The 22,197-nt window shown below is 36.4% G+C and carries 12 protein-coding genes and 1 pseudogene; 7 read left to right on the top strand and 6 right to left on the bottom strand.

The window, feature by feature from the left end; all coding sequences use genetic code 11:
- Positions 1-209 precede the first annotated feature (209 nt).
- A complete protein-coding gene (locus HVN35_07970) occupies positions 210-485 on the bottom strand; it encodes a hypothetical protein (GenBank protein ID NYB52476.1) in 276 nt (91 codons plus the stop codon).
- Positions 486-538: 53 nt separating this feature from the next.
- Between HVN35_07970 and HVN35_07965 the strand changes: the two genes are divergently transcribed.
- A complete protein-coding gene (locus HVN35_07965; protein ID NYB52475.1) occupies positions 539-679 on the top strand; it encodes a DUF3096 domain-containing protein in 141 nt (46 codons plus the stop codon).
- Here HVN35_07965 and HVN35_07960 read toward each other — a convergent pair whose 3' ends face one another.
- The 4 genes from HVN35_07960 to HVN35_07945 form a co-directional block, all read right to left on the bottom strand.
- Positions 680-1,786, bottom strand: coding sequence for a 7-cyano-7-deazaguanine synthase (locus tag HVN35_07960; protein ID NYB52474.1), 1,107 nt, complete (start codon positions 1,784-1,786; stop codon positions 680-682). It lies immediately after the preceding gene.
- A gap of 183 nt (positions 1,787-1,969) precedes the next feature.
- Positions 1,970-4,114, bottom strand: coding sequence for a PAS domain S-box protein (locus tag HVN35_07955; GenBank protein NYB52473.1), 2,145 nt, complete (start codon positions 4,112-4,114; stop codon positions 1,970-1,972).
- 26 nt (positions 4,115-4,140) lie between these two features.
- Positions 4,141-5,748, bottom strand: a complete 1,608-nt coding sequence (locus tag HVN35_07950; GenBank protein ID NYB52472.1) for an MEDS domain-containing protein — start codon at positions 5,746-5,748, stop codon at positions 4,141-4,143.
- A gap of 218 nt (positions 5,749-5,966) precedes the next feature.
- On the bottom strand, positions 5,967-6,437 hold the full coding sequence (locus HVN35_07945; protein NYB52471.1) for a YbhB/YbcL family Raf kinase inhibitor-like protein: 471 nt from the start codon (positions 6,435-6,437) through the stop codon (positions 5,967-5,969).
- A 327-nt stretch (positions 6,438-6,764) separates the two neighbouring features.
- On the opposite strand from HVN35_07945, the gene HVN35_07940 reads away from it, so the two are divergent.
- From HVN35_07940 to HVN35_07925, 4 genes are all read left to right on the top strand, one after another.
- Positions 6,765-6,971 carry a histone family protein gene (locus HVN35_07940; protein ID NYB52470.1) on the top strand — a complete coding sequence of 69 codons (207 nt, stop codon included), beginning with the start codon at positions 6,765-6,767 and terminating at the stop codon, positions 6,969-6,971.
- Positions 6,972-7,578: 607 nt separating this feature from the next.
- Positions 7,579-7,803: a hypothetical protein gene (locus HVN35_07935; protein ID NYB52469.1), complete on the top strand. Its 225-nt coding sequence runs from the start codon at positions 7,579-7,581 to the stop codon at positions 7,801-7,803.
- Positions 7,781-8,020, top strand: coding sequence for a sensor histidine kinase (locus HVN35_07930; GenBank protein NYB52468.1), 240 nt, complete (start codon positions 7,781-7,783; stop codon positions 8,018-8,020). Before HVN35_07935 ends, HVN35_07930 begins: the two co-directional genes overlap by 23 nt.
- Positions 8,021-8,347: 327 nt before the next feature.
- Complete coding sequence (locus HVN35_07925) at positions 8,348-10,123, top strand: ribosome biogenesis/translation initiation ATPase RLI (GenBank protein NYB52467.1); 1,776 nt, start codon at positions 8,348-8,350, stop codon at positions 10,121-10,123.
- A 38-nt stretch (positions 10,124-10,161) separates the two neighbouring features.
- Here the strand turns inward: HVN35_07925 and HVN35_07920 are convergent.
- Positions 10,162-10,520: pseudogene (locus HVN35_07920) on the bottom strand (DUF1801 domain-containing protein).
- Positions 10,521-11,425: 905 nt separating this feature from the next.
- On the opposite strand from HVN35_07920, the gene HVN35_07915 reads away from it, so the two are divergent.
- Together HVN35_07915 and HVN35_07910 are read left to right on the top strand one after the other, a co-directional pair.
- The gene (locus HVN35_07915) at positions 11,426-14,401 is read left to right on the top strand and encodes a right-handed parallel beta-helix repeat-containing protein (protein ID NYB52466.1); all 2,976 of its coding nucleotides are present in this window, start codon (positions 11,426-11,428) and stop codon (positions 14,399-14,401) included.
- Positions 14,402-14,494: 93 nt separating this feature from the next.
- On the top strand, positions 14,495-22,197 hold a 7,703-nt coding region (locus HVN35_07910; GenBank protein ID NYB52465.1), incomplete at its 3' end, for a right-handed parallel beta-helix repeat-containing protein.

Here is a 22,197-nt window from a genome sequence, read left to right as displayed (position 1 = left end):
CTTCATCTTAATAACTTTTTTGTGACCTGGGAACTGTAATTCTTACATCTTTTTTGATTCTTTAACCTTTTTCAAGATTAATATCTCTGATAACCTCTCCATCCCTGATAAAAACAGTTTACCTTCCCTGTGGACATGGGATGATCCTGTCCTGCTATATTACATATTGGATCAGATCAGGGCCATGAATTAAACATTAATCCAAATACTCAAGTCTTCCTTTCATTTTCATTACCAGAATCTTCCCTTAGTTCCTTCTTATCATCTTCCGAATCTTTCCTTTTACCCACATTATCATCGGATTCTTCGTTTTTAATTCTCTTTAAAAAATTCTCCCTAATCTCATCTGCCATTTTCCCATCCTCTACAATAACCGCACCCTGATAACCACAGTCCCAGCATTTCCATATAGACCACATCTGAGGGTTAAGCCATTTAATATTCATGGAACCACAATTTGGACAGAACTTGACTGATCTTTTCATGATTAACCTCACTTCACAATATTTATATACATTCTCTTACAAAAAATATAAACATGAAAGAAGACACCACCAAAGAAATAATCGCTATAATTGCTATTATATTAGGGGTTTTAATGCTTATTTATCCCCAGCTGGTAGGATACTTGGCAGGATTATTCTTGATCATATATGGTATATTGGAATTAATTAAATAATTAAATTATACCTTTTATTTGATTCAAAGCCTCTCCTGGTTCAAGTACTCCAGCTCTGGTTTCTCTTAAAACCCTCTGGATAGAAAAACGCCTCATATGAGGGTGCTTTTTATGTACTTCACCAACGAGGGGACATCCATAGCCTCCTTTCTTTTTAACCTTCATTTTACCAGCTATTTTTTTAACATCACCTTTTTTAAGAGCAAATAATGCCAGTAGATTGATTCTTAAAATATTTTCTTCCAAATGTAAAGATTGTGTCCCTGTTGAGAGCAGATCACCATATATTAAGAAAGGGATGTTTTTTGTTCTGGTAAAATCTAGAACAGCTCTTTCAATAGTTTTAGAACACCTTCCACAGGGGTGAAATGTTCCTTCCAGAGCCCCTTCAATTATATCATTCATTTCTACATTTAGATAGTGGTGTTCCACACCCAATTTACAGGTGAGGTTCTCCACACTTTCACGAAAATAACGTGGAAGAATAATATCACCAGGATTAACTGTTACTGCAATGGGGTTGAAACCAAGTTTTTTAGCAATTATTAATGATGCACTGCTGTCAACTCCACCAGATAATGCCACTACTGTTTGAAGCTTAACTTGTTCATCATCATTTTGCTTTTCCTCTCCATGAAGATCTTTAGCTTTAAAATCCACTTGGTTATAAGTGGAGCTTAGAGCAACCGACTGGGATGGGGTTTTATAGTTTTTCAAAAGAGATTCTAAATCATATGGTTTTTTTATAAATTGTTTTAGAAGGTTTGATAAATTCATTAGTGGTTCATTCAAAGGAGGGGAATATTTTGGAACTATTTCTTCCAATTTTTTCAGGGCTAGTTTCATTCTATAAACTGGTACCATATAATCTGAATAGGCCTCCACATGGATGGAATTCACTCCCAGTTCTTCACGGAGTCGACCTACCACCCAACCCCCTTTGCCAATTATCACTGATTTTTCCGGACGGTCTGGGGTTATAATCAGAATATTAGCAGATTCTTCATCGAAAAATATATCCACTATTTCTATTTCAACCTCTTTGTGACCTATATCTTTCCTGATTTTTGATATTAAAGTGGTTAGATCTTTTTTTGTGATATTCAACTTATTTTCCACCTTTATTAACTCTTTATAGTTTTTCTTTATTTGAAGGTCTTCTTAACAATTATACTTAAAGTTTCCAACTATAGGGAAAATTAATATCAACAAATAAAATTAAATCATTAAAATAAACGAATATGTTTTGGAAAATTGTATTTCCTTAAAAAATAAAAAATACTCGATAAATCAAATTCTATTTTTGTATTGTAATTCAGAGAATTTAATGACAAATTTAGTTCCCCTAGTTCGTTTAATTTCCATGGATCCATTGATCTGATTTACCAGACTGTACACTAATTTCAAACCCAGGGTATCTGTTTTTTCGGGTTCAATCTCTTGTGGTAAACCAACTCCATCATCAGCAATAGTTAAAATATACTTATCATTCTCTGATTTGCATTTGATGAATATTTTACCTGTCTTTCTATTAGGGAAGGCATACTTGAGGCTGTTGGTGAGAAGTTCGTTTATGATAAGTCCCAAGGGAATGGCTGTGTCCAGATTCAGGGATACATCATCCACATCCATATCCATGGTAATGGAACCAGGTTGAGTGACATAAGTTTGAAACAAGCCTTCAGCTAGGCTTTTAATATAATCCTGAATACTTATATTGGAAAGTTTATGGGAGTGGTAAAGTTTTTCATGAACTAAAGCCATGGTACGCACCCGATCCTGACTCACCCTGCAGAATTCCTTGGCCTGCTGTTCCATGGTTTCATGAGACTGTAGATTAAGCAGGCTGACAATGATCTGCAGATTATTTTTGACCCGATGATGGATCTCCCTTAAGAGGAGTTCTTTTTCATTTAAAGAATCTAATATCTTCTTTTTATATCTGATCCTTTGAATGGCTAGTGCATAGAATTCAGCCAGTCTTTTCACAGCCTCTAAATCATTTTTACTGTAGTCCTTACCAGGATTTGCTAAGGCTATCTGACCAACCAGTTCTTCTCCCATAATCACTGGAACTGAGAGAAATTTTTCTAGGACAATGTGCCCCTCTGGGGTGCCTTTGGCTGCCGGGTGATTAGCAGGAGAGTTGGTGTAAAAAGCCTGGAGTTTATTTAAAGAATAGCCCCAAAGAGCAGGGTAACTACCATTGTCATCACAGGGGAATCTTATTTTATCCACATCCTCCCCAATTTGACATTCATCCATCATGGCTGTGTGGGTGTGCACCACCATATCTAAATTATCAGGATCAATGGTAGAAACATAACCTTTCTCACTACCAGTGAGTTTTTTAGCCTCCTCAAATACCACAAAGGCTATGTCAGAAAGTGTGGAACTTTCTGAGATCAAAACAGGGTATATCCTGGAAAGTGACTGGTTGATTTCCAGTTCATGACGTAGTTCGTCTAAATAATTTCTCTGTTGAGTTATATCCTGGGCTGCTCCGTAGATACGTAGCTTACCTAGCTGGGAGTCTTCCACACACCGAATGTAGTTGCGAAGCCAGCGCACTTTACCACGACTATCTATAATGCGAAATGTTCTAATATTATACATACCATGTTTTAACTCGGAAAGTTGCTGTTGAGCAATTTCTTCATCATCTGGATGGACGGTGAACATCCAGCAACGATTTAGTCGAAGTTCATCCTCAGAAAAACCAGTTATATTATAAAAAGAATCAGTAATCCAGTCTACTGCATAATTATCCTTCTCATCTTGTACACAGGAGTAAGCAAAGTCACTGATCAATTGACCCACCATACGATAACGATGCTCGGCCTCCTTTAAATTCTCTTCAAGTATTTTACGCTGGGTTACATCGATCAACATACCTGAAATAATATCATTATTTATAGAAGCAGCCATTATCAAGTTAAGTTCTTTACCACACTTGCTGAGAACTTCCAGTTCCATCTGGTCAATTTTAGAATCTTTTTTAAGTCTTTTGATAATCAAATCCCGTTTTTCAGGATATTTATGGAGCCTTATGGAGCTGATGGACTTCAACTCATCTGGATTGTCATATTCCAAAATGTCAGCCAGAGCCTGATTGGCAAATAATATTTCACCCCGAGTATTGGTTTGGAAAACTCCTACTAATGAATTTTCTACCAGAGAACGGTAGTGTGACTCACTAGCTTTCAAGGCTTCCTGTATTTTTTTAGTGTGGGTAATATCCCGATTACTTCCACGTTTCCCAATATAATGACCTTCTTCATCGAATACAGGCTTACAAACGTGTTCTATCCATTTTTCTTTTCCATCTCTAGTTATGATTCTGTACTGAAAATTTCCAGGCTTTTTATGTGGAAAATCCTCTATCATATGTTTTTCGTATAGTTCAAGATCATCTGGGTGGATTATTTCACTCATGAGTTGTGGATTATTTTGTAGATCCTTCACAGTGTACCCTGTGATTTTTTCACATGCTGGAGAGATGTATAAAAATTTTCCTTGGGGATCTGCCCAGTATTCCAGTCATAGGTATTATCAGCCACTATGCGGTATTTTTCTTTGGCTTCAATTAATGATCTTTCTGCTTCTTTTTTCTGGGTCAAGTCTTCGATGATGGCCTGTACAAAGTATTCTCCGTTAAGGTCGATTCGGTTTAGGGTAATCCCTGCGTAAAAGGGAGTTCCATCACTTTTTAGATGTTGCCATTCAAATTTTACCGTATTCCCAGACAATGCATCTGCCAAGTATTTACGGGCTTTAATTTTAGAACTTTCTCCATCGGGTTGTATTTCCGGTGAATATATAGAATAGGGTGTTTCACCAATAATCTGATCCCTGGTGACCTTAAACAGTTCAAGGGCCTTTTTATTGCATTCAATGAACTCCTCATCCTTAAGTATGAATATTCCCTCTCCTGCATTGTCAAAGAGTGCTCGGTACTTCTTTTCACTTTCCCAAATTTTTTTTTCCATTTCCTTTCGTTTGCTGATATCCGTGATAAAAGCGTAGTAATATCTTAGCTTACCCTGATGATCGTAGACAGGGTGAACCAGTAACTCTATGGGTAAAATGGTTCCGTCTTTTTTTATGTACTCTTTTTCATAACGTACTGGTTGGCCTGTTTTTTCCAGTTTTTGCAGCATTTCTTGCTCTTTTTCGGTCCATTTGGAAGGGGTTAAATCAGTGGCCCAATCTAGTTTTTTTATCTCTTCTTCACTGTAACCAATGAGATCATTGAAGGCTTGGTTGTTGAAGGCTAATTTGCCATCTGGAAAACCTATAGCAAAAGGTTGGGATGATTTGTTAAGCAAATCTGCGTAGAGGTTTTTTTTATCTTTTATTTCCCTCTCCCTTTCCAAATTGTTAAACCATTGCTGAACTTCTCTTTCTGCTTTTTTTGCGTTTAAAAAGTCCTCAGGAGGTATGTAGTAAAAATTTTTATAAATTTTATTTCCTTTAATAAGTAATGGATGGGTCATTACCACTCCCTTGATGATTTCAGGGTCGAATTGCCAACGATCGTATTGGCAGATTGCAACACATGGATATTCTGGGAAAAAATCTCTATTTAATTTAGCTTCATATTCAAGGAGTCTTTCTGATCCAGGATTTCCTTTTAAAACCCATGTCATCTCCCCCGTTGCCCTTAAAGCCGTGAACCCCTCATCTAAAGCCTTCCTAGTTTCATTGATGAGGAGTTGGATCATGCTATCCGGGTCAAAAATACCTCCCAGAGTATAGGCATCAGAGTGATTTAGAACCACCAGCTGCCCGGCATCTTCATAATATTCCACATCAATAGCTTCTTCTTTAAGGATAGTACGTAATTCACGGGCAGTGCGCGAATCTACTATGTATACACACTTTTCTCCCCTTTCCAGACCAATGCGTATAAAAGGAATTATGGCATCCTGCCATTCATGGAGAGATTCATAAATTAGACATAAATGATCATGTGGTTTTAAGGATTTCAAGGCATCTTTTAGATTATATGAATCTTCAAAGGTATGCTGAAATCCTGGATTTGTATCATCTCCAACTATGTTAAACACCCCTACTCTCTAGTATATTATAAATTTTAGAGAATATAATGATTTCATAAAAATTATAATCATTAACCTATAATGGAAAGATTAAATAAAACTAATCAAATTCAGGATTCGGGGCTGAAAATTAAATAAAAATTATAATTGAGAGTATTTCATTAAAAATTGGAAAAATAGTTAATAAGAATTCAGTTCTAATCCATTTCTCCAGTCTTATTTGAAAATCATATGCGAGTATAAGTGCCCATTATCTGCCCTTCATCAAGTACATGGCCTTCCATGGCCTTTAAAAGTTCCTTCTTGTTAGATCCTGCTGGAAGATCCAGTTTTATATTCAGGGCATAGATTTTAAAGTAATAACGATGGGTTCCACTGGGTGGGCAGGGCCCACGGTATCCTATGGTTCCCCAGCTATTGGAACCCTGCAGTGCACCGTTTTCCAGTTCCTCCCGAGGCATGACCCTCTCTGGCAGACTGCAAGTTTCTGGTGGTAAGTTAAACAAAACCCAGTGGACCCAGGTCCCACCCGGTGCATCAGGATCATCACATATAAGAACCATACTACCCTCATCAGGTATTGCCAACTCAGAAGCATCCCATTCAAGAGGAGGGGAAACATCTGATTCTACACAAGTGTATCTGGGAGGTATTGGTTCTCCATCTTCAAAGGCCGCACTTTTTATTGTTATAGTCATATAAATCACCCCTGAACCGCTAATTTCATTCTTTCTTGTTATCAATTATTTTGTTTTCTCATATTCTCAGTTAATAATGGTTTGTTCTCTAATAACTTATGTGCTGCTTAGTACTTATAAGTGAAGTGATTGCACAACACCCCACTGGATAGTGATTTTCAGTATAGGGAACTTATTTCTATGATCAATGGTAACTAAATGTTGATCTTACTCATAGTTAATTATGGTTTTCAAGGTGAACATCTTTAGGGTTATGGGTTAATCATAAGCAAAAGATCGACAAACTTAAATATAATGGAGACTCTAAAGATGATTGAGGTGATTAACATGGCTGAATTGCCAATTGCTCCAGTAGGAAGAATCATTAAAAATGCTGGTGCTCCAAGAGTAAGTGACGACGCGAGAGATGCATTAGCTAAAGTATTGGAAGAGATGGGTGAAGACATAGCTGCAGAAGCTGTTAAACTAGCAAAACACGCCGGTAGAAAAACAGTGAAAGCATCAGACATTGAAATGGCTGTCAAAGCAGCCTAATCCCTTCTCTTTTTCTTTAAATCTTTTTTAATAGGAAATATTTTCGTTGATTATTTTGTTCTCTTAATCTTATTAGTATTGATTATGTATGATCACATAACCAAACCACATCATAATTTAGTATTAAAAAATTTAATAAAAAAACCATTATATTGAAATTGCCCGAAATTGCCCACATATTCTTTTTAATCTTAAGAGTTTCACTAAGCATTATTGATTTATTTACTAAAGACTACATAAAATGAATACAATACTATATAAGGCGATATAAGTGAATATAAGTTATGGAACTATCCAAATGGGGGTTTTATGGACATAAGAGCAAAATCTTACAATATCCCCTTAATTGAAGATAATCTCCATGACTTTTTTTTCTTATCCAGGAAGTTCTGAAAATAACGGAATAATTTTTTGAATTCACTCATGATTATACCCTCAAAGAAGGTTTAAAACTTTAGATGAAGGTAATTTTGATATTATACTTCTGGATCTGAGTTTACCTGACAGTGAAGGTTTTGAAACATTCACCAGTACCTGTAAAAACTCCCCACAAACACCCATTATCATATTAACCCGTCTCAAAGACAAAGAACTTGGAACTCGGGCAGTGAAAAAGGGCGCTGAGGAGAAAAAGATTTTTGAAGATAGTCAGAATCGGGTTGAATCCATGAAAATGACCCATGAGAAACTGTACCAGTCCTGGGATCTGGCCAAGATCGACTTTGCTGATTACGTTAAAAGCCTGGCTTCAGTAATCTTCGCCTCATACGGAGTCAGCACCAATATTAAACTCACCATAAATGTTGCGAATGTCTTATTGGATATTATTTGATATTGAGACTGCTATTCCCTGTGGATTAATCGTTAACGACCTTCTGACCAACTCTATAAAGCATGCCTTCCCTTCTGGTGAATCAGGAGAGATTAGAATAGGCCTCCACTTGGATGAGGAGGGTATATTTCACCCTCACTGTGGGGTGATGATGGATTGGGATTCCCTGAAGACCTTGACTTTAAAAAAACAGACACTCTGGGATAGCAACTGGTGAATACTCTGGTGGGGCAACTGGAAGGTAAAATAGAAATTAGTAGAAAAGAAGGAACCGAATTTATAATAACCTTTAAGGAACTGTATTATAAGAAAAGAATTTTATTACTTAAGTTACTTTATTATAATTAAGTTCAATATGATTTAACTACAATTTTAATATAAAACGGGAAAATAACTAAAAATAAGTCCATATTATTAATCTAAATTTTTAGACTATCTATGCCTATCTATGATTATAATTTATTGTTCAAGCTAACTTTAAATTGTGAAATAAGTGTCTTTAATATTCAAATAATCTATAAATTTTGTGTAAGGTATTGATTAAATGACCAGAATATCCATATTAGACTATGACCGCTGTCAGCCGAAGAAATGTAACTATATGTGTATTGAATACTGTCCTGGGGTGCGTATGGAAGAAGACACCATAACCATCGACCCCAAGACAAAAAAACCAATCATGTCCGAGGAACTGTGTTCAGGGTGTGGTATTTGCACCAATCGCTGCCCCTTCAATGCAGTAAGCATCATAAACCTCCCCGAAGCCTTAGAAGATCCTATTCATCGTTACGGGCAGAACCAGTTTGAATTATTCGGCCTGCCCACCATCAGGGAAGGATCAGTGGTAGGGCTCCTGGGACCCAATGGTATTGGTAAATCAACCATTATGCGCATACTATCCGGAGAACTTCAGCCCAATCTGGGAAGATATGAAGAAGAAGTGAGTTGGGATGAGATAATCAACTTTTTTAAGGGCAGTCAACTGCAGAGTTACTTCCAGAAACTTTCCAAGGGTGAGTTGAAGGTGGTGCACAAGCCCCAGATGGTGGATCTTCTGCCTAAGTTCGTGAAGGGGAATGTGGATGATCTTTTAAACAGTGTGGATGAGAGAAAACGAATGGACTTTGTGGCTAGTTCTCTGCAACTGGAACCCATCATGGATAGAGAAATAACCAAACTGAGTGGTGGGGAACTGCAAAGGGTAGCTATTGCCGCGGCTGTTTTGAGGGAAGCTGATTTCTATTACTTTGACGAGCCCACCAGTTGGCTGGATGTTCAGCAACGTTTATATGCCATTAAAGTTATTCGGGAGCTTGCTGATGCAGGTAAGTCCATCCTGGTAATTGAACACGACCTGGCAGCCCTGGATGCCATCTCTGATTATGTGCATATTCTATACGGACAATCTGGTGGTTATGGTGTGGTTTCCCACATGCGTGGTGTTAGGGTGGGGATAAATGCTTATATTGAGGGTTATCTGCGGGAGGAAAATGTTCGATTCCGTAAACAGCCCATTGAATTCCATGTGCGACCTCCTGCTGCTGAGGTTGAGACTGAAGCCCTTTCCAGTTACACTGACCTGGAAAAGTCTTATGATGGTTTCCATTTGAAGGTGGATGCGGGTGAAATTCAGCATGATGAAATCTTAACTGCCTTCGGACCCAATGGTATTGGTAAAACCACCTTTGCCAAGATACTGGCTGGTGTGGAAAAGCCTGACAAGGGTAAAATAAAGAAAAAAGTTAAAATAAGTTACAAACCACAGTACCTGGTATCAGATTACAGTGGAACCGTACAGGAGTTCCTTTACACCACAGTCCCCCATTATGGTACCAACATTTTTAAAACCGAGATTATGAAGCCTTTCCTCCTGGAAGAACTGCTGGAGAAGAGGATGGATGAGCTCTCTGGTGGGGAACTGCAACGATTAAGTGTGGCTATTTCACTCTCCCAGGAAGCTGATATATATCTATTCGACGAACCCACTGCCCATTTGGATGTTGAGCAGCGACTCAGAGCTGGTAAGGCCATTCGACGCGTGGTGGAAAGCCGTAATGCTGCAGCCATCATTGTGGATCACGATATTGTCTTCATTGATTACATATCCAGCAGGGCCATGGTCTTCACTGGAGAGCCTGGTTTGGATGGTCATGCCACCAGTCCCATGGACCTGCGTTCAGCTATGAACCGTTTCCTTAAAGAAGTGGGTATTACCTTCCGCCGGGATAAGGAAACACGCAGGCCAAGGGTGAACAAGGAAAACAGTTACCTTGACCGGGAGCAAAAGGAGAAAGGGGAATATTACTATCTAAAAAGTTAAATAATCCCCTAAATTTTTTTAAGATTAAATATGGAATACTACTTTTTCATCAAATTTTCTTTCACTCGAAAAATAACAATATTTTTTACCAATTCTAATAGGATGGTTCATCTATTGGGAATTCACTGAACCTTTACCACTTTTATATTGTGAAATTTCTTTTTTAAACGCTTCAATGCCTGAAGGTGAGGGATAAAAACCGATATGACTTTTGTACACAGCAAAATGCACTAAATTGCTATTAAGCTTGAATATAGGCATTCCATAACTTATAGCCTCTTCAGCCTCAGGACGATTCATTAAAGGTTTTAAGAAGTTTTTCTAAAATATCCTGAACATTTATGGGAAATATAGATATATACTCATCTATGGTTCCGAATTTTTTTCTCGATGGCATATTTTGACACCTAAATCCAAGTTATAATCTAATTTTTTAAACCCCCAAGTTAAAAAAAGAATTAATTCACTTTTTTACCTGTCCTGGCATCAATGTAAAAATTGTTTATGAATTTAGGGTTCATGGTATATAATGGCACCTGCCACGCATGAATCCTTTTATAGGTCTTTTTACTGGTTTTCCCAGCATAACACAGGGGCCCACATATTTTTTTACCAAATCTTTAGCCTCATCAGCAGATATTTAAGGAGTAGGTGGAGGATTATTGTTGTCAGGCTGATCCTGGGAAGTATTAGAAACATTACTGTTATTTGCAAGTGTTAGAAGCAATACTAGAATTTAGGGTATTATTGATGTTATCAGTTATATTTTTAGGTGATTGCGGTATGAGGGAGAATGAAGCTAGAACAATGAGAAAATAGAAATAACTACGATAAACACAAGTATATCTTTTTTCAACCAATACAGCTCCCAATTCATCTATTTTGATTATTTTTAATTATTTTGAAATGATTTTCTATTTACTCTTTACTTAATTTTTCCAAATATTTAAAGAATGAAATATTTAAAATTAGGATTAAGTCTCAGGAATAAGATTAAAAAAAATAAGTTATTCCTTTATTTCCTTATTTTATATTATTTTATTTTAAAATTCTTTTCTAATTTTCCCTGTTTTTTACACACAAGCTTTATTTTAAGAATTAATATTATTAAGAAACCACAATTAGAGAATGATCCATTAAAAAGCAAAATAAATGTAAAAAGAGCAGTTATAGTGATCATTTATTTCACACAAATAACATTTTTGTATTACTAATAATGACCATAACGCCCCCTAAGTATTACGAAAAATAGAATAAAAAGTATTAAATAGTAGTATTATCCAATGATTTTTTGGTGCTATTATGAATAAACAATGTTTAAGTATTATAATGCTATTTTCGTTTTTTGTTTTAATTTCCATTAGTGGAACTGTTTCAGCTGCAAATTTAACTGTGAATCCTGGTGGAAGTATTCAGGCAGCAGTTAATAACGCATCTTCAGGAGATATCATAACGGTCAATGATAATAATGGCTCTGCTTATACCTACACTGAAAACGTAATCATTAATAAAAAGGTATCATTGCAAAGCAAAAATGGTTCCAATGTAACAGTGCAAGCTGCTAATCCAACAAATCCTGTTTTCACCATTAATTCTGGAGGTAGTGGAACTTGTATTAGCGGTTTTACAATAAAAAACGCTGCTAACAGTACTGGAATTCTTCTAAACTCCGTTACGAACTGCACAGTTCACAATAACACCATTTACGGTAACAATTACGGCATCAATATCTTCGATTCATCCTTCAACAACATAACCCAAAACATTGTCAAACAAAATAATTACGGTCTTTATCTTACAACACAATGCATATCACTAGAAGATTTCTGTGGAGATGAAATTGAGTGGTATGAAGAAGAAGATTATTACTGTTTTTATGAGTATTCCGGCATTCACTCAGACTCCCAAGGAAATTTAATCAAAGGAAACTCTTTTAACATGAATACATATGGTTTGTACTTAAAAAGTGATGAATGTTGGAGTGATTTGAGTGAATACGACAACCATGTCCTTGAAAATAATATAGCTGGAAATAACTATGGAATATTTGCAGAGGGTGTGTATGTCTGGTCAAGTGAAGTTGCCCAAGTCCATTTCAACCGTATAGAAAATAACATCCTTTTTGGTATCTATCTAAATGAAATAGGTGTAAATGCAACAAATAACTGGTGGGGATCATCAAATAGTCCCACAATCTCATCCAACAATAACAGTGATATACGCCCATACGAAGACCCCTGCTACTACTATTCTCCATGGTTAGTTTTAGGTTTAAACGCCAACCCAACTAACATTTCAGGCAGAGAATCCATTATAACTGCAGATTTAACCCACAATAGCAACGGTAATGACACATCCTCACAAGGACACATCCCAGATGGAATCCCAATCAATTTCACTACCAACCTAGGCACAATAACCAGCCCCATATACACCCGGAACGGAAAGGCTAACTCTACATTTAATAGGGGTTTAATTCCGTCAGGAACAGCAACTATCACTGCTACACTAGATAATCAAAGTGTGCAGGCCAGTGTCATTATAATTGCCGACACAACACAACCAGTGGTCACAGCAAGTCTTGCGGGAGGAATTTATAATACAACAAAATCCGTGACTTTAACAGCTTCGGATAATCTTGATCCAAATCCTGTGATATTTTATAGCTCAAACAACGGCACCACATGGAACAGTCAGACAAATACTGTAACATTAAACCTTACACAAGGAATAACAAACCTAAAATTCTATGCACGTGATGCCTCAAACAACACTTGTTTAAACCAAACAATAACATATACCATCGATACAACAGCGCCCACAGTAAATGCAAATCCTACAGGTAATTTTTATAATACGCCCCAGAATGTTGTTTTATCTGCAACAGATAATATTGACCATAATCCGGTTATTTATTACACTAGAGATGACAGTACTCCTACAACATTAAGTACAATTTATACAGGACCTATTAACATAAACACTGATACTATTCTGAAGTTCATTGCTGTAGATGATGCTGGTAACCAGGCTGCAGTTCAAATTCAGAATTACATATTCAACTTCTTAATTATGAATAATAACACGGTGAAAACTTATTCAAGTATCCAAGCAGCGCTAGATGATCCAATGACCTTAAATGGTCATGTAATTATTGTAAATAATGGAACTTACATTGAAAATATCATACTTAATAAAAATATTACCATAATGTCCATTCAAAATGGTAATGTAACTTTGCAGGCTTTGAACTCTTCAAAACCTATTTTTACAATTAATTCATTAGGAAGCGGGTCAACCATACAAGGGTTTATAATAACTGGTGCGAATGATTCATCTGCCATCTACATCAATTCAGCAAATAACTGCATAATCAACAACAACGAATTAACTAATAATAAAAATGGAATCTACCTCCACAAAAGCAAATACAACATCATTACAGGTAACAAACTTAACAATCATAGCAACATCGGAATCTACATTTACCCTAATTCGGATAATAACAATATTAATAATAACATTTTAGCATTTTTCCCTTATGGAATTTACATTAGGAACTCGTTTAACAACTCCATCACGGGTAACACCCTATATAACAGTACTACTTATGCCATTTACCTCAATAATGCTACCAACACACTCACAAAACAAAACAACCTCACAAACAATAATTATTCCATAGTTCTTTCCAAAGCCCAAAATAATACCATAACAGAAAATTCAGTATCAAAAACCACAAATTACGGAATTTACCTCGATAGTAGCTCTATAAACACTTTAAACCAAAACACAATAAATACCAGTTCCAGTAGGGGAATATACCTTACAACCAACTCTAATAATAATTACATCCAAAACAACATTTTAACATTAAACCCATACGGAATCTACCTTTTAAACTCAATTAATAACATATTAACAGCAAATATAATAAATAACAGCACATCCTACGCCATATACATAAGCAACGCAACCAGCACTACAACCAACCAAAACAACCTCACAAACAATAACCGTGGAATATACTTAACAAACACTCAAAACAACACAATAACTGGTAACAACTTAATCAACAATACCAAAACTGGAATATATCTCAACAACAGCACAAACAACATTCTGACAGATAACACAGCAAAAAATAGCCAATATGGGCTATATATCTACACAAATTCAAACAACAATCAACTCCAGAACAATGTTTTAACATCAAATCAATATGGAATTTATCTTTATATCACTGAAAATAACATAATTAAAGGAAACAACGTCTAAAACAACACATACGATGGAATTTATCTTTATAACTCATCAGCTATTGTTAACTTCAATAGAATAGTTGGAAATGGCAGATACGGCCTTGAAAATGTGGGAAATGGAACAGTAAATACTACAAACAACTGGTGGAAATCAAACAATCCAATAATCTCATCAGCCAATGGAAGTGATATTTACATAGCCGGAGGAAATGTTACTTACAATCCTTGGCTAGTTTTAAATTTAACAGCCAACCCCTCAGTTGTAGGTGATGAAAACTCAACATTAACCGCAGATTTAACCCGTAATTCCAATGGCGCTGATACTTCTTCACAGGGACATTTACCCAATGGTATTCCAGTTAATTTCACAACTAATTTGGGTACAATTACCACTACAGCTTACACTGGCAATGGAAAAGCAAATGCAACATTCAACCGTGGATCAGCCAGTTCAGGAACAGCAACTGTCACCACCACCATTGACAATCAAAGTATACAGACCAACATTACTATTATTGACACAATTGCACCAACAGTCACTGCCAGTCTTGCCAATGGAACTTACAATTCATATCAAAACGTAACTTTAACTGTAACAGATAATATTGACCAAAATCCTCATATTTACTACACTTTGGATGGATCCACACCAACAACAAGTAGCATTCTTTATACAGCTCCAATTAACATTTTCAAAAACATCACCACTCTGAAGTTTATGGCTGTGGATGCTGCAGGTAATCAGGCACAAATCCAAAGCCGAAACTATGTAATAAACCTCCCAATAATTAACATCAACACCGAAAAAGTTTATTCCCATATTCAAGATGCTATTAATGACCAATTAACCATTAATGGTCACACTATTCAAGTAAATAGTGGAACATACACCGAAAACATCATAGTAAACAAAAATCTGACCATTAAAGCCCGAGAAGGAAACAACGACATAACCATACAAGCCGCAACCCCCTCAAGCCCAGTAATCACCATAACATCAACCGCCAACGGCAGCACCATACAAGGATTCATTATTAAAGGTGCCACAGATTATAATAAACCAGGAATTTATTTAAACGGCGCTACAAATTGTAACATCACTAATAACATATTGACAGGAAATTTCCATGGAATAGACTTTTCAAACTCTAACAACAACACCATACAAAACAATACCATACAAAACAACAACTGGGACGGACTACACATCCTAAACTCCAACAACAACAAAATAACAGGAAACACAATAAAAAACCAAACCGCCGCATCAGGCATTTATCTAAACAATTCAAACAACATAATAACCGAAAACACAATAACCGACAACGATTTCGGAATTTATCTTTACCAATCATCATCCACCATACAATTCAACAGAATAACTAATAACGACATATGCGGACTTTGGGGCAGTGCAGTATCAATAACCGCCATCAACAACTGGTGGGGAACAAACAACCCCAAAATTTCAACCAATTACCCAAGCGACATCTGGGCAACATCAGGAACAATAACTTACAACCCCTGGATTGTACTTACTATCAGTAGTTCTTCGGATATTGTATCTCATGATAGTTCTTCCAGTGTCACAGCAGATTTAACCCGTAATAATCAGGGAAATGATACATCACCATATGGTAAGATCCCAAATGGCATACCAATAAATTATAGTACCACCTTAGGAACCATCGGTAGTCCTGCATCTACAATGAATGGTAAATCAGTCACTACTTTTAATTCAAGTGCAACAGCAGGTACAGCCACTGTTTCAGCCACATTAGATAAACAAACAGTTTCTAAAACAATAATCAACGTTGCTGGTGCATATAATCAGAGAACTAAAAAAACATTTACCACAATACAGGCTGCAATAGATGATGCAACTACCTTAAACGGCGATACAATACTTGTAGGTGGGGGCACTTACACTGAAAATGTAATTGTAGCTAAACAACTTATTCTGATGTCAGCTTATGGAAAAAATGTGACGGTTCAGCCTATGAATTCTTCCCAACCTGCTTTTACTGTTTACTCCAGCGGTTCAACCATCAAAGGATTCAATATAAAAGGATCTACTAACTACGGAATCTTTTTATACCAAGTTAATAACTGCAATATCACAGGAAATACCATAACAAATTGTTCAGGCGGTATTTTCCTTTATTACTCAAATAATACAAGCATAAGTGAAAATAACGCCACAAACAATACTGAAAACGGAATTGACTTATATTATTCAAATGGAAATATGATTTCTGGAAATAACTTGGAAAGTAATGGATTGAACGGAATTTATATAGATCATACAAATAATAACACCATATCTGGAAATAATGCTACAAAAAACACTTTAAAAGGAATATATGTTGATAATTCAAAAACCACAACCATAATCAGAAACAACGCAACAAACAATAAACAGATAGGTATTCTAATTAATAATTCAAACAGTACTTGGATCTCTGAAAACAATATAAAAAATAACATATGCGAAAATATTGGTGGAGGACTCGTACTCATTGATACAAACAATACCACAATATCGACAAATAATCTAACAAACAATACAAATTATGGACTACTCCTGATTAATTCTAATAATAACACCATATCCTCAAATAATGCAACAAACAATACTATGGGAATAAACCTTCAAAAGACAACAAACAACACCATATCACTGAATAACGTAACTAGTAACATTCAAGATGGAATTATGCTTCTTTATTCAAGTAATAGCATATTATCTGGAAATAATATAACAAACAATCTCAATTATGGAATTTGCCTTGATAACTCAGATAACACCAAAATAACTGAAAATAAAATAACAAACAATCTGGGTGGTATTTACCTTTACTTTTCACCAACCAATGTTAATTTCAATAGGATTGTTGGAAACACTGCATTCGGACTTTGCAATGCTTATAGCAACTTTGTAAACGCAACAAACAACTGGTGGGGAACCAACAGCCCAACAGTCTCCTCAAGCAATTCCAGTGACATTTACATCTTAGGCGGGAACATTATTTACGACCCCTGGATAGTACTAAATGTCAATTCAACCTACATTACAGATGGTATTTCCAACATAACAGTCGATTTAACCTACAATAATCAAGGAACCAACACATTGCCCCTTGGGCATATTCCAAATGGAACAAATGTGAATTTCACTACAGATTATGGATCTATTCAACAAAGTGGCTTTACAGTAAATGGAAAAACAACATCACAGCTTAATTATTCATCACCACACAACACCGCCAACATTACAGTCACCCTAGATAATCAAATAATCTCTAAAACAGTTAATCTGTTTAAAGTATATAATACTGTAAGCCATCAAGGATTTACAACTATACAAGCAGCTATAAATGCACCTTCAACTTCTGCTGGCGATATTATTGAGGTTGCAAGTGGAACATATGTTGAAAATATTGTCCTAACTAAAAAGCTAACCATAAGAGCAGTTCCTGGAGGAACTGTAACATTGCAGGCATTAAATCCTAATCTCCCTGTTTTCACCATAAAAACCAACGGAACAGGTTCAAAAATATCTGGCTTTGTTATAAACGGGACAAATAGCTCCTTTGGAATTCTCCTGGAAAATGCCAATGAATGCATTATTGAAAATAATAACATTAATGGGAATTTTAAAGGAATTTACCTATTCCAATCATCACGTAACTCCATAAGCAATAACACCCTATTTAACAACACTTATGGTATTTTCATACCTGCTGAATGTACTTATCAAATTTCTTCATTTTCACTAAACAATACCATATCTCAAAATAATATAAGAAATAATTGTTATGGCATCTATTTATGGGGTGATTGGTCAGGAATAGGATTCATTGGTGGAATAAATACAATTGACACCAGTATAACAAGTAATATTATATATGGAAATGTTTATGGTGTTTATTCCAATTCCAGTCAATTTAATATGCATTTTAACCAGCTTAGCAATAATACTATGGCTGATTTATGGTTAGAAGTAGAAGAAGGAATATCTTTTGATGCCAGAAATAACTGGTGGGGAACTAGTAATTTAATAATAGAATGGGATAACTATGACCCTGAAGTTACTTATGATGTTTATTCTGAAGGGGGTATTGATGGTTGGTATTGTAATGATTTAATATATGGAGTTATACCTTGGTTGGTTTTAAATGTAACTGCTAATCCAGTGATTACTAATGGTAATTCTACAGTTACAGCAGATCTCACCCACAATAGCAATGGAAACGATACTTCTCCACAGGGACATGTACCTGATGGCATTCCAATAGATATAACCACCAGTTTAGGCGCGGTTACCAGCCCAGTATATACCAGAAACGGGAAAGCCACCCTAACATTTAACTCAGGAACAGTCACTTCAGGAATAGCCAATATTACCGCTACATTGGATAGGCAGAGCGTGCAGACTAATGTAACCATTGATAAAATTGCGCCAACAGTAAATGCAAGTCTTTCAAGCGGACTTTACAACACCAGCCAATCTGTGAATTTAACCGCATCTGATAACATTGACCTGCATCCAATTATTTATTACACCACTGATGGAAGCAACCCAACAACTTCAAGCGCAATATACACAACCTCCATCACCATCAGCACAACCACCACTTTGAAGTTTATGGCTGTGGACTTTACAGGGAACCAATCCCCAGTTAACATGGTATATTATATATTTTCACCTATAGGAAATCTTAATACGGGGAAAGGTTATTCCAGTATACAAAATGCTATAAATGATAATTTAACAGTTAACGGTAATGTTATTGTGGTTAGAAATGGAACTTACACCGAAAACATTGTAGTAAATAAAAAACTTACCATAACTCCGTATAATGGGAACGTGACCATTCAGGCTGCCAATCTCAACAACCCAGCTATCACTATTAATTCGGGCGGTAGTGGATCTGTGATTTCAGGATTTACCTTGAAAGGAGCTAATGGCACATCCTCATCTGGCATCTATCTCAACAATGCCAGTAACTGTACCATTACCGGTAACATTTTAACTGGTAACTACTATGGATTACTCCTTACCAATTCCCCGAATAATATGATATGGGATAACAACCTAACCGGTAATTTAATGGAGGGAATCCGATTTAACAGTTCAAATAACAACACAGTATACTCTAATACTATCATTAATAATTCGGGCACTGGAATCTACATCGGTAACTCATTATACTCGTTGATAATGGAAAATACCATTCAGAACAATTTAATGAATGGAATTGAACTTAATAATTCCAGTAATAGCACAGTCTATGAAAACACTATAATGAATAATCATCAAAGCGGAATTAAAGCCACATCATCCTCTGCCAGTATTAATTTCAACATAATCGCGGAAAATACTGTTTATGGGCTTTATAATCTGGTTAATGGTACGGTGAATGCCACCAATAACTGGTGGGGTACTAACAACCTTACTGTTTCATCAACAAATGGCAGTTCGATTTATATTGCTGGGGGAACGGTTTTATACAACCCTTGGCTCGTGATGAATTTAACAGGTTCAGTGATCTATGTAACACATAACAGCACATCCAGTTCAGAAATAACAGCCGATATAACGCATAACAACCAGGGAAAAGACACTTCTGGTTCTGGAAGAATACCTGATGGTCTGCCAGTGAATTTCACCACCACATTAGGAACCATTAACAGCACTGCAACTGTTCGCAGTGGTAAGGCTAGAGTAACCCTCACATCTAGCCCAAGTTCTGGTGCAACGACTGTCACTGCCACTCTGGGTAACTATTCTGTTTCCAGAGCATTCCATAAATCTTTCAGTACCATACAAGGGGCGGTTAGTGATCCTCTGACTGTTGATGGTGATGTTATTTTTGTCACAAATGGGACATATGTTGAAAATATTGTGATAAATAAGAATTTAACCATAGTATCGGAGGGTAATGTGACAGTGCAGGCTTCAAATATTTCAAGTCCTGTTTTTACAGTTAATAACTGCAGTGATTCCATGATTTATGGATTTAAAATCACCGGTGCAACAAATTCATCAGCTATTTATCTAAATAGGGCTAATAACTGCTATATATTGGATAATACTATTACAGGGAATGGATTAAGTAGCACTGGCGACTTTGGTTATGGTATTTTCCTGAACTCCACCACAAACTGCACGGTTTCTGGAAATATTCTACAGGGCAATTTGGGTGGAATTGATCTTGAATACTCAAACAACACTCTCCTATCAGGAAATAATATAACTGGTAGCACATTTAGGGGTGTTTATCTTTACCAGGCCAATTATACCACCATCAGTGAGAGTAATCTGGCGAACAATGATTGTGGTATTCTTGCCTGTTATTCCAATAACCTGAAGGTAACTAGTAATGATGTGAAAAATAACACATATCATGGTATTTATTTATATTACTCTTCAGGAGACCTTCATTTCAACAGGATAGTTGGAAATGGACAATATGGACTTTTAAGCAGGGGAGGTACTGTAAATGCCACCAACAACTGGTGGGGAACCAATAATCCTGTGGTATCTTCAGCAAAACCCAGCGCCATATATGTAATAAGTGGATCCGTGCTTTACAATCCTCGTCTGGTTCTCACTATAACCCCTACTTCTTACAAGGTTGCAGATGGTAAGGTTTACGAGGCAACCATTACCGCAGATTTAAACCACAACAGCAATAATGAAGATCTTTCAACTGTGATTTACACGCCTGATGGGATACCAGTCACCTTCATCTCAAATAATAACAGTAACATTACTAGCACCAGTTATACTGAGGACGGGAAAGCATCAGCCACCCTAATATTAAATCCGAACCTTCAATCTGGTTTCACGAATGTTACAGCCACTTTAGACAGTCAAAGTGCATCTACAAGTGTGGATAGGATTGCTAAAGCAACCATAATCATTTCCAGCACGGCTATAGACCTATCAACCAATCACTCCCTTTATTTAACCTATGAAGTGCCTCTGAATGAGTCGGTTAGCTGGGTGAGTGTGTTGTGGAAGTCAAAAAGCTGTGATTTCGGATCGTTCCAGAATGAAGTGGATTTAATTGTAAATGGGGTGGTGGTTTTAAACAAAACAGTTTCAAACATAAATTATCTCATTAACCATGATTCATTTTCACCAAAGGTCTGGTATAATGTCAACTTCTTAAACTGGCTGTTTTCAGAGTCAACAGAGTCTAAAAATGCACTAAAAAGCATTATTTACCAGAATCCGGGATTGCAGAATTTAACTGGAAGTGCACTGGAAACAGGACTGCTGAACATGATCAGAGAGAAAAATGGTTTCAATGATAGTGAAATGTTTGTAATTGCAAATTACAAGTATTTTAAAGATAATATAACAACTATTATCAGTTATCCTGGTGATGCGGGTAAGAAGATTTCATTTGAGGATCCGGATAGTGGTGAGGTTGTGGGAATTAATTTCCCAGGTAACCCTATTTACAGGGAGAGTACCATGATCTATGCCAACGGTGGATACTTCCATGTAGATAATCGCAACGATCCCACTTCTAGAGTTTATAAAAATGAGGGTTATGAGGGTGTGAGGAGTTTTGCTATTGTCACCACTAAAGTTACAGATGAGATGTTACGGTACTGGTTGGACGAAAAAGACAGAACAAATGCAAATGGAACTCTTCTTTACCCTGAAGGGCCCATGAAAGCAGCTTATGGGACCTTCTTGGAATCTTTACTGGTGATTAAGTGTCATGATATTGTGGCTGATGCTGCAGCAAACAAATACAATGTCACCTGGAGTCGTACCACTCCGATTGTGGT

It is taken from the genome of Methanobacteriaceae archaeon (assembly GCA_013403005.1).
In the GTDB taxonomy this organism is placed as follows: Archaea; Methanobacteriota; Methanobacteria; order Methanobacteriales; family Methanobacteriaceae; genus Methanobacterium.
The sequence above is the reverse complement of the archived record's forward strand: the minus strand, read 5'-3'. Positions and strand labels throughout refer to the sequence as shown.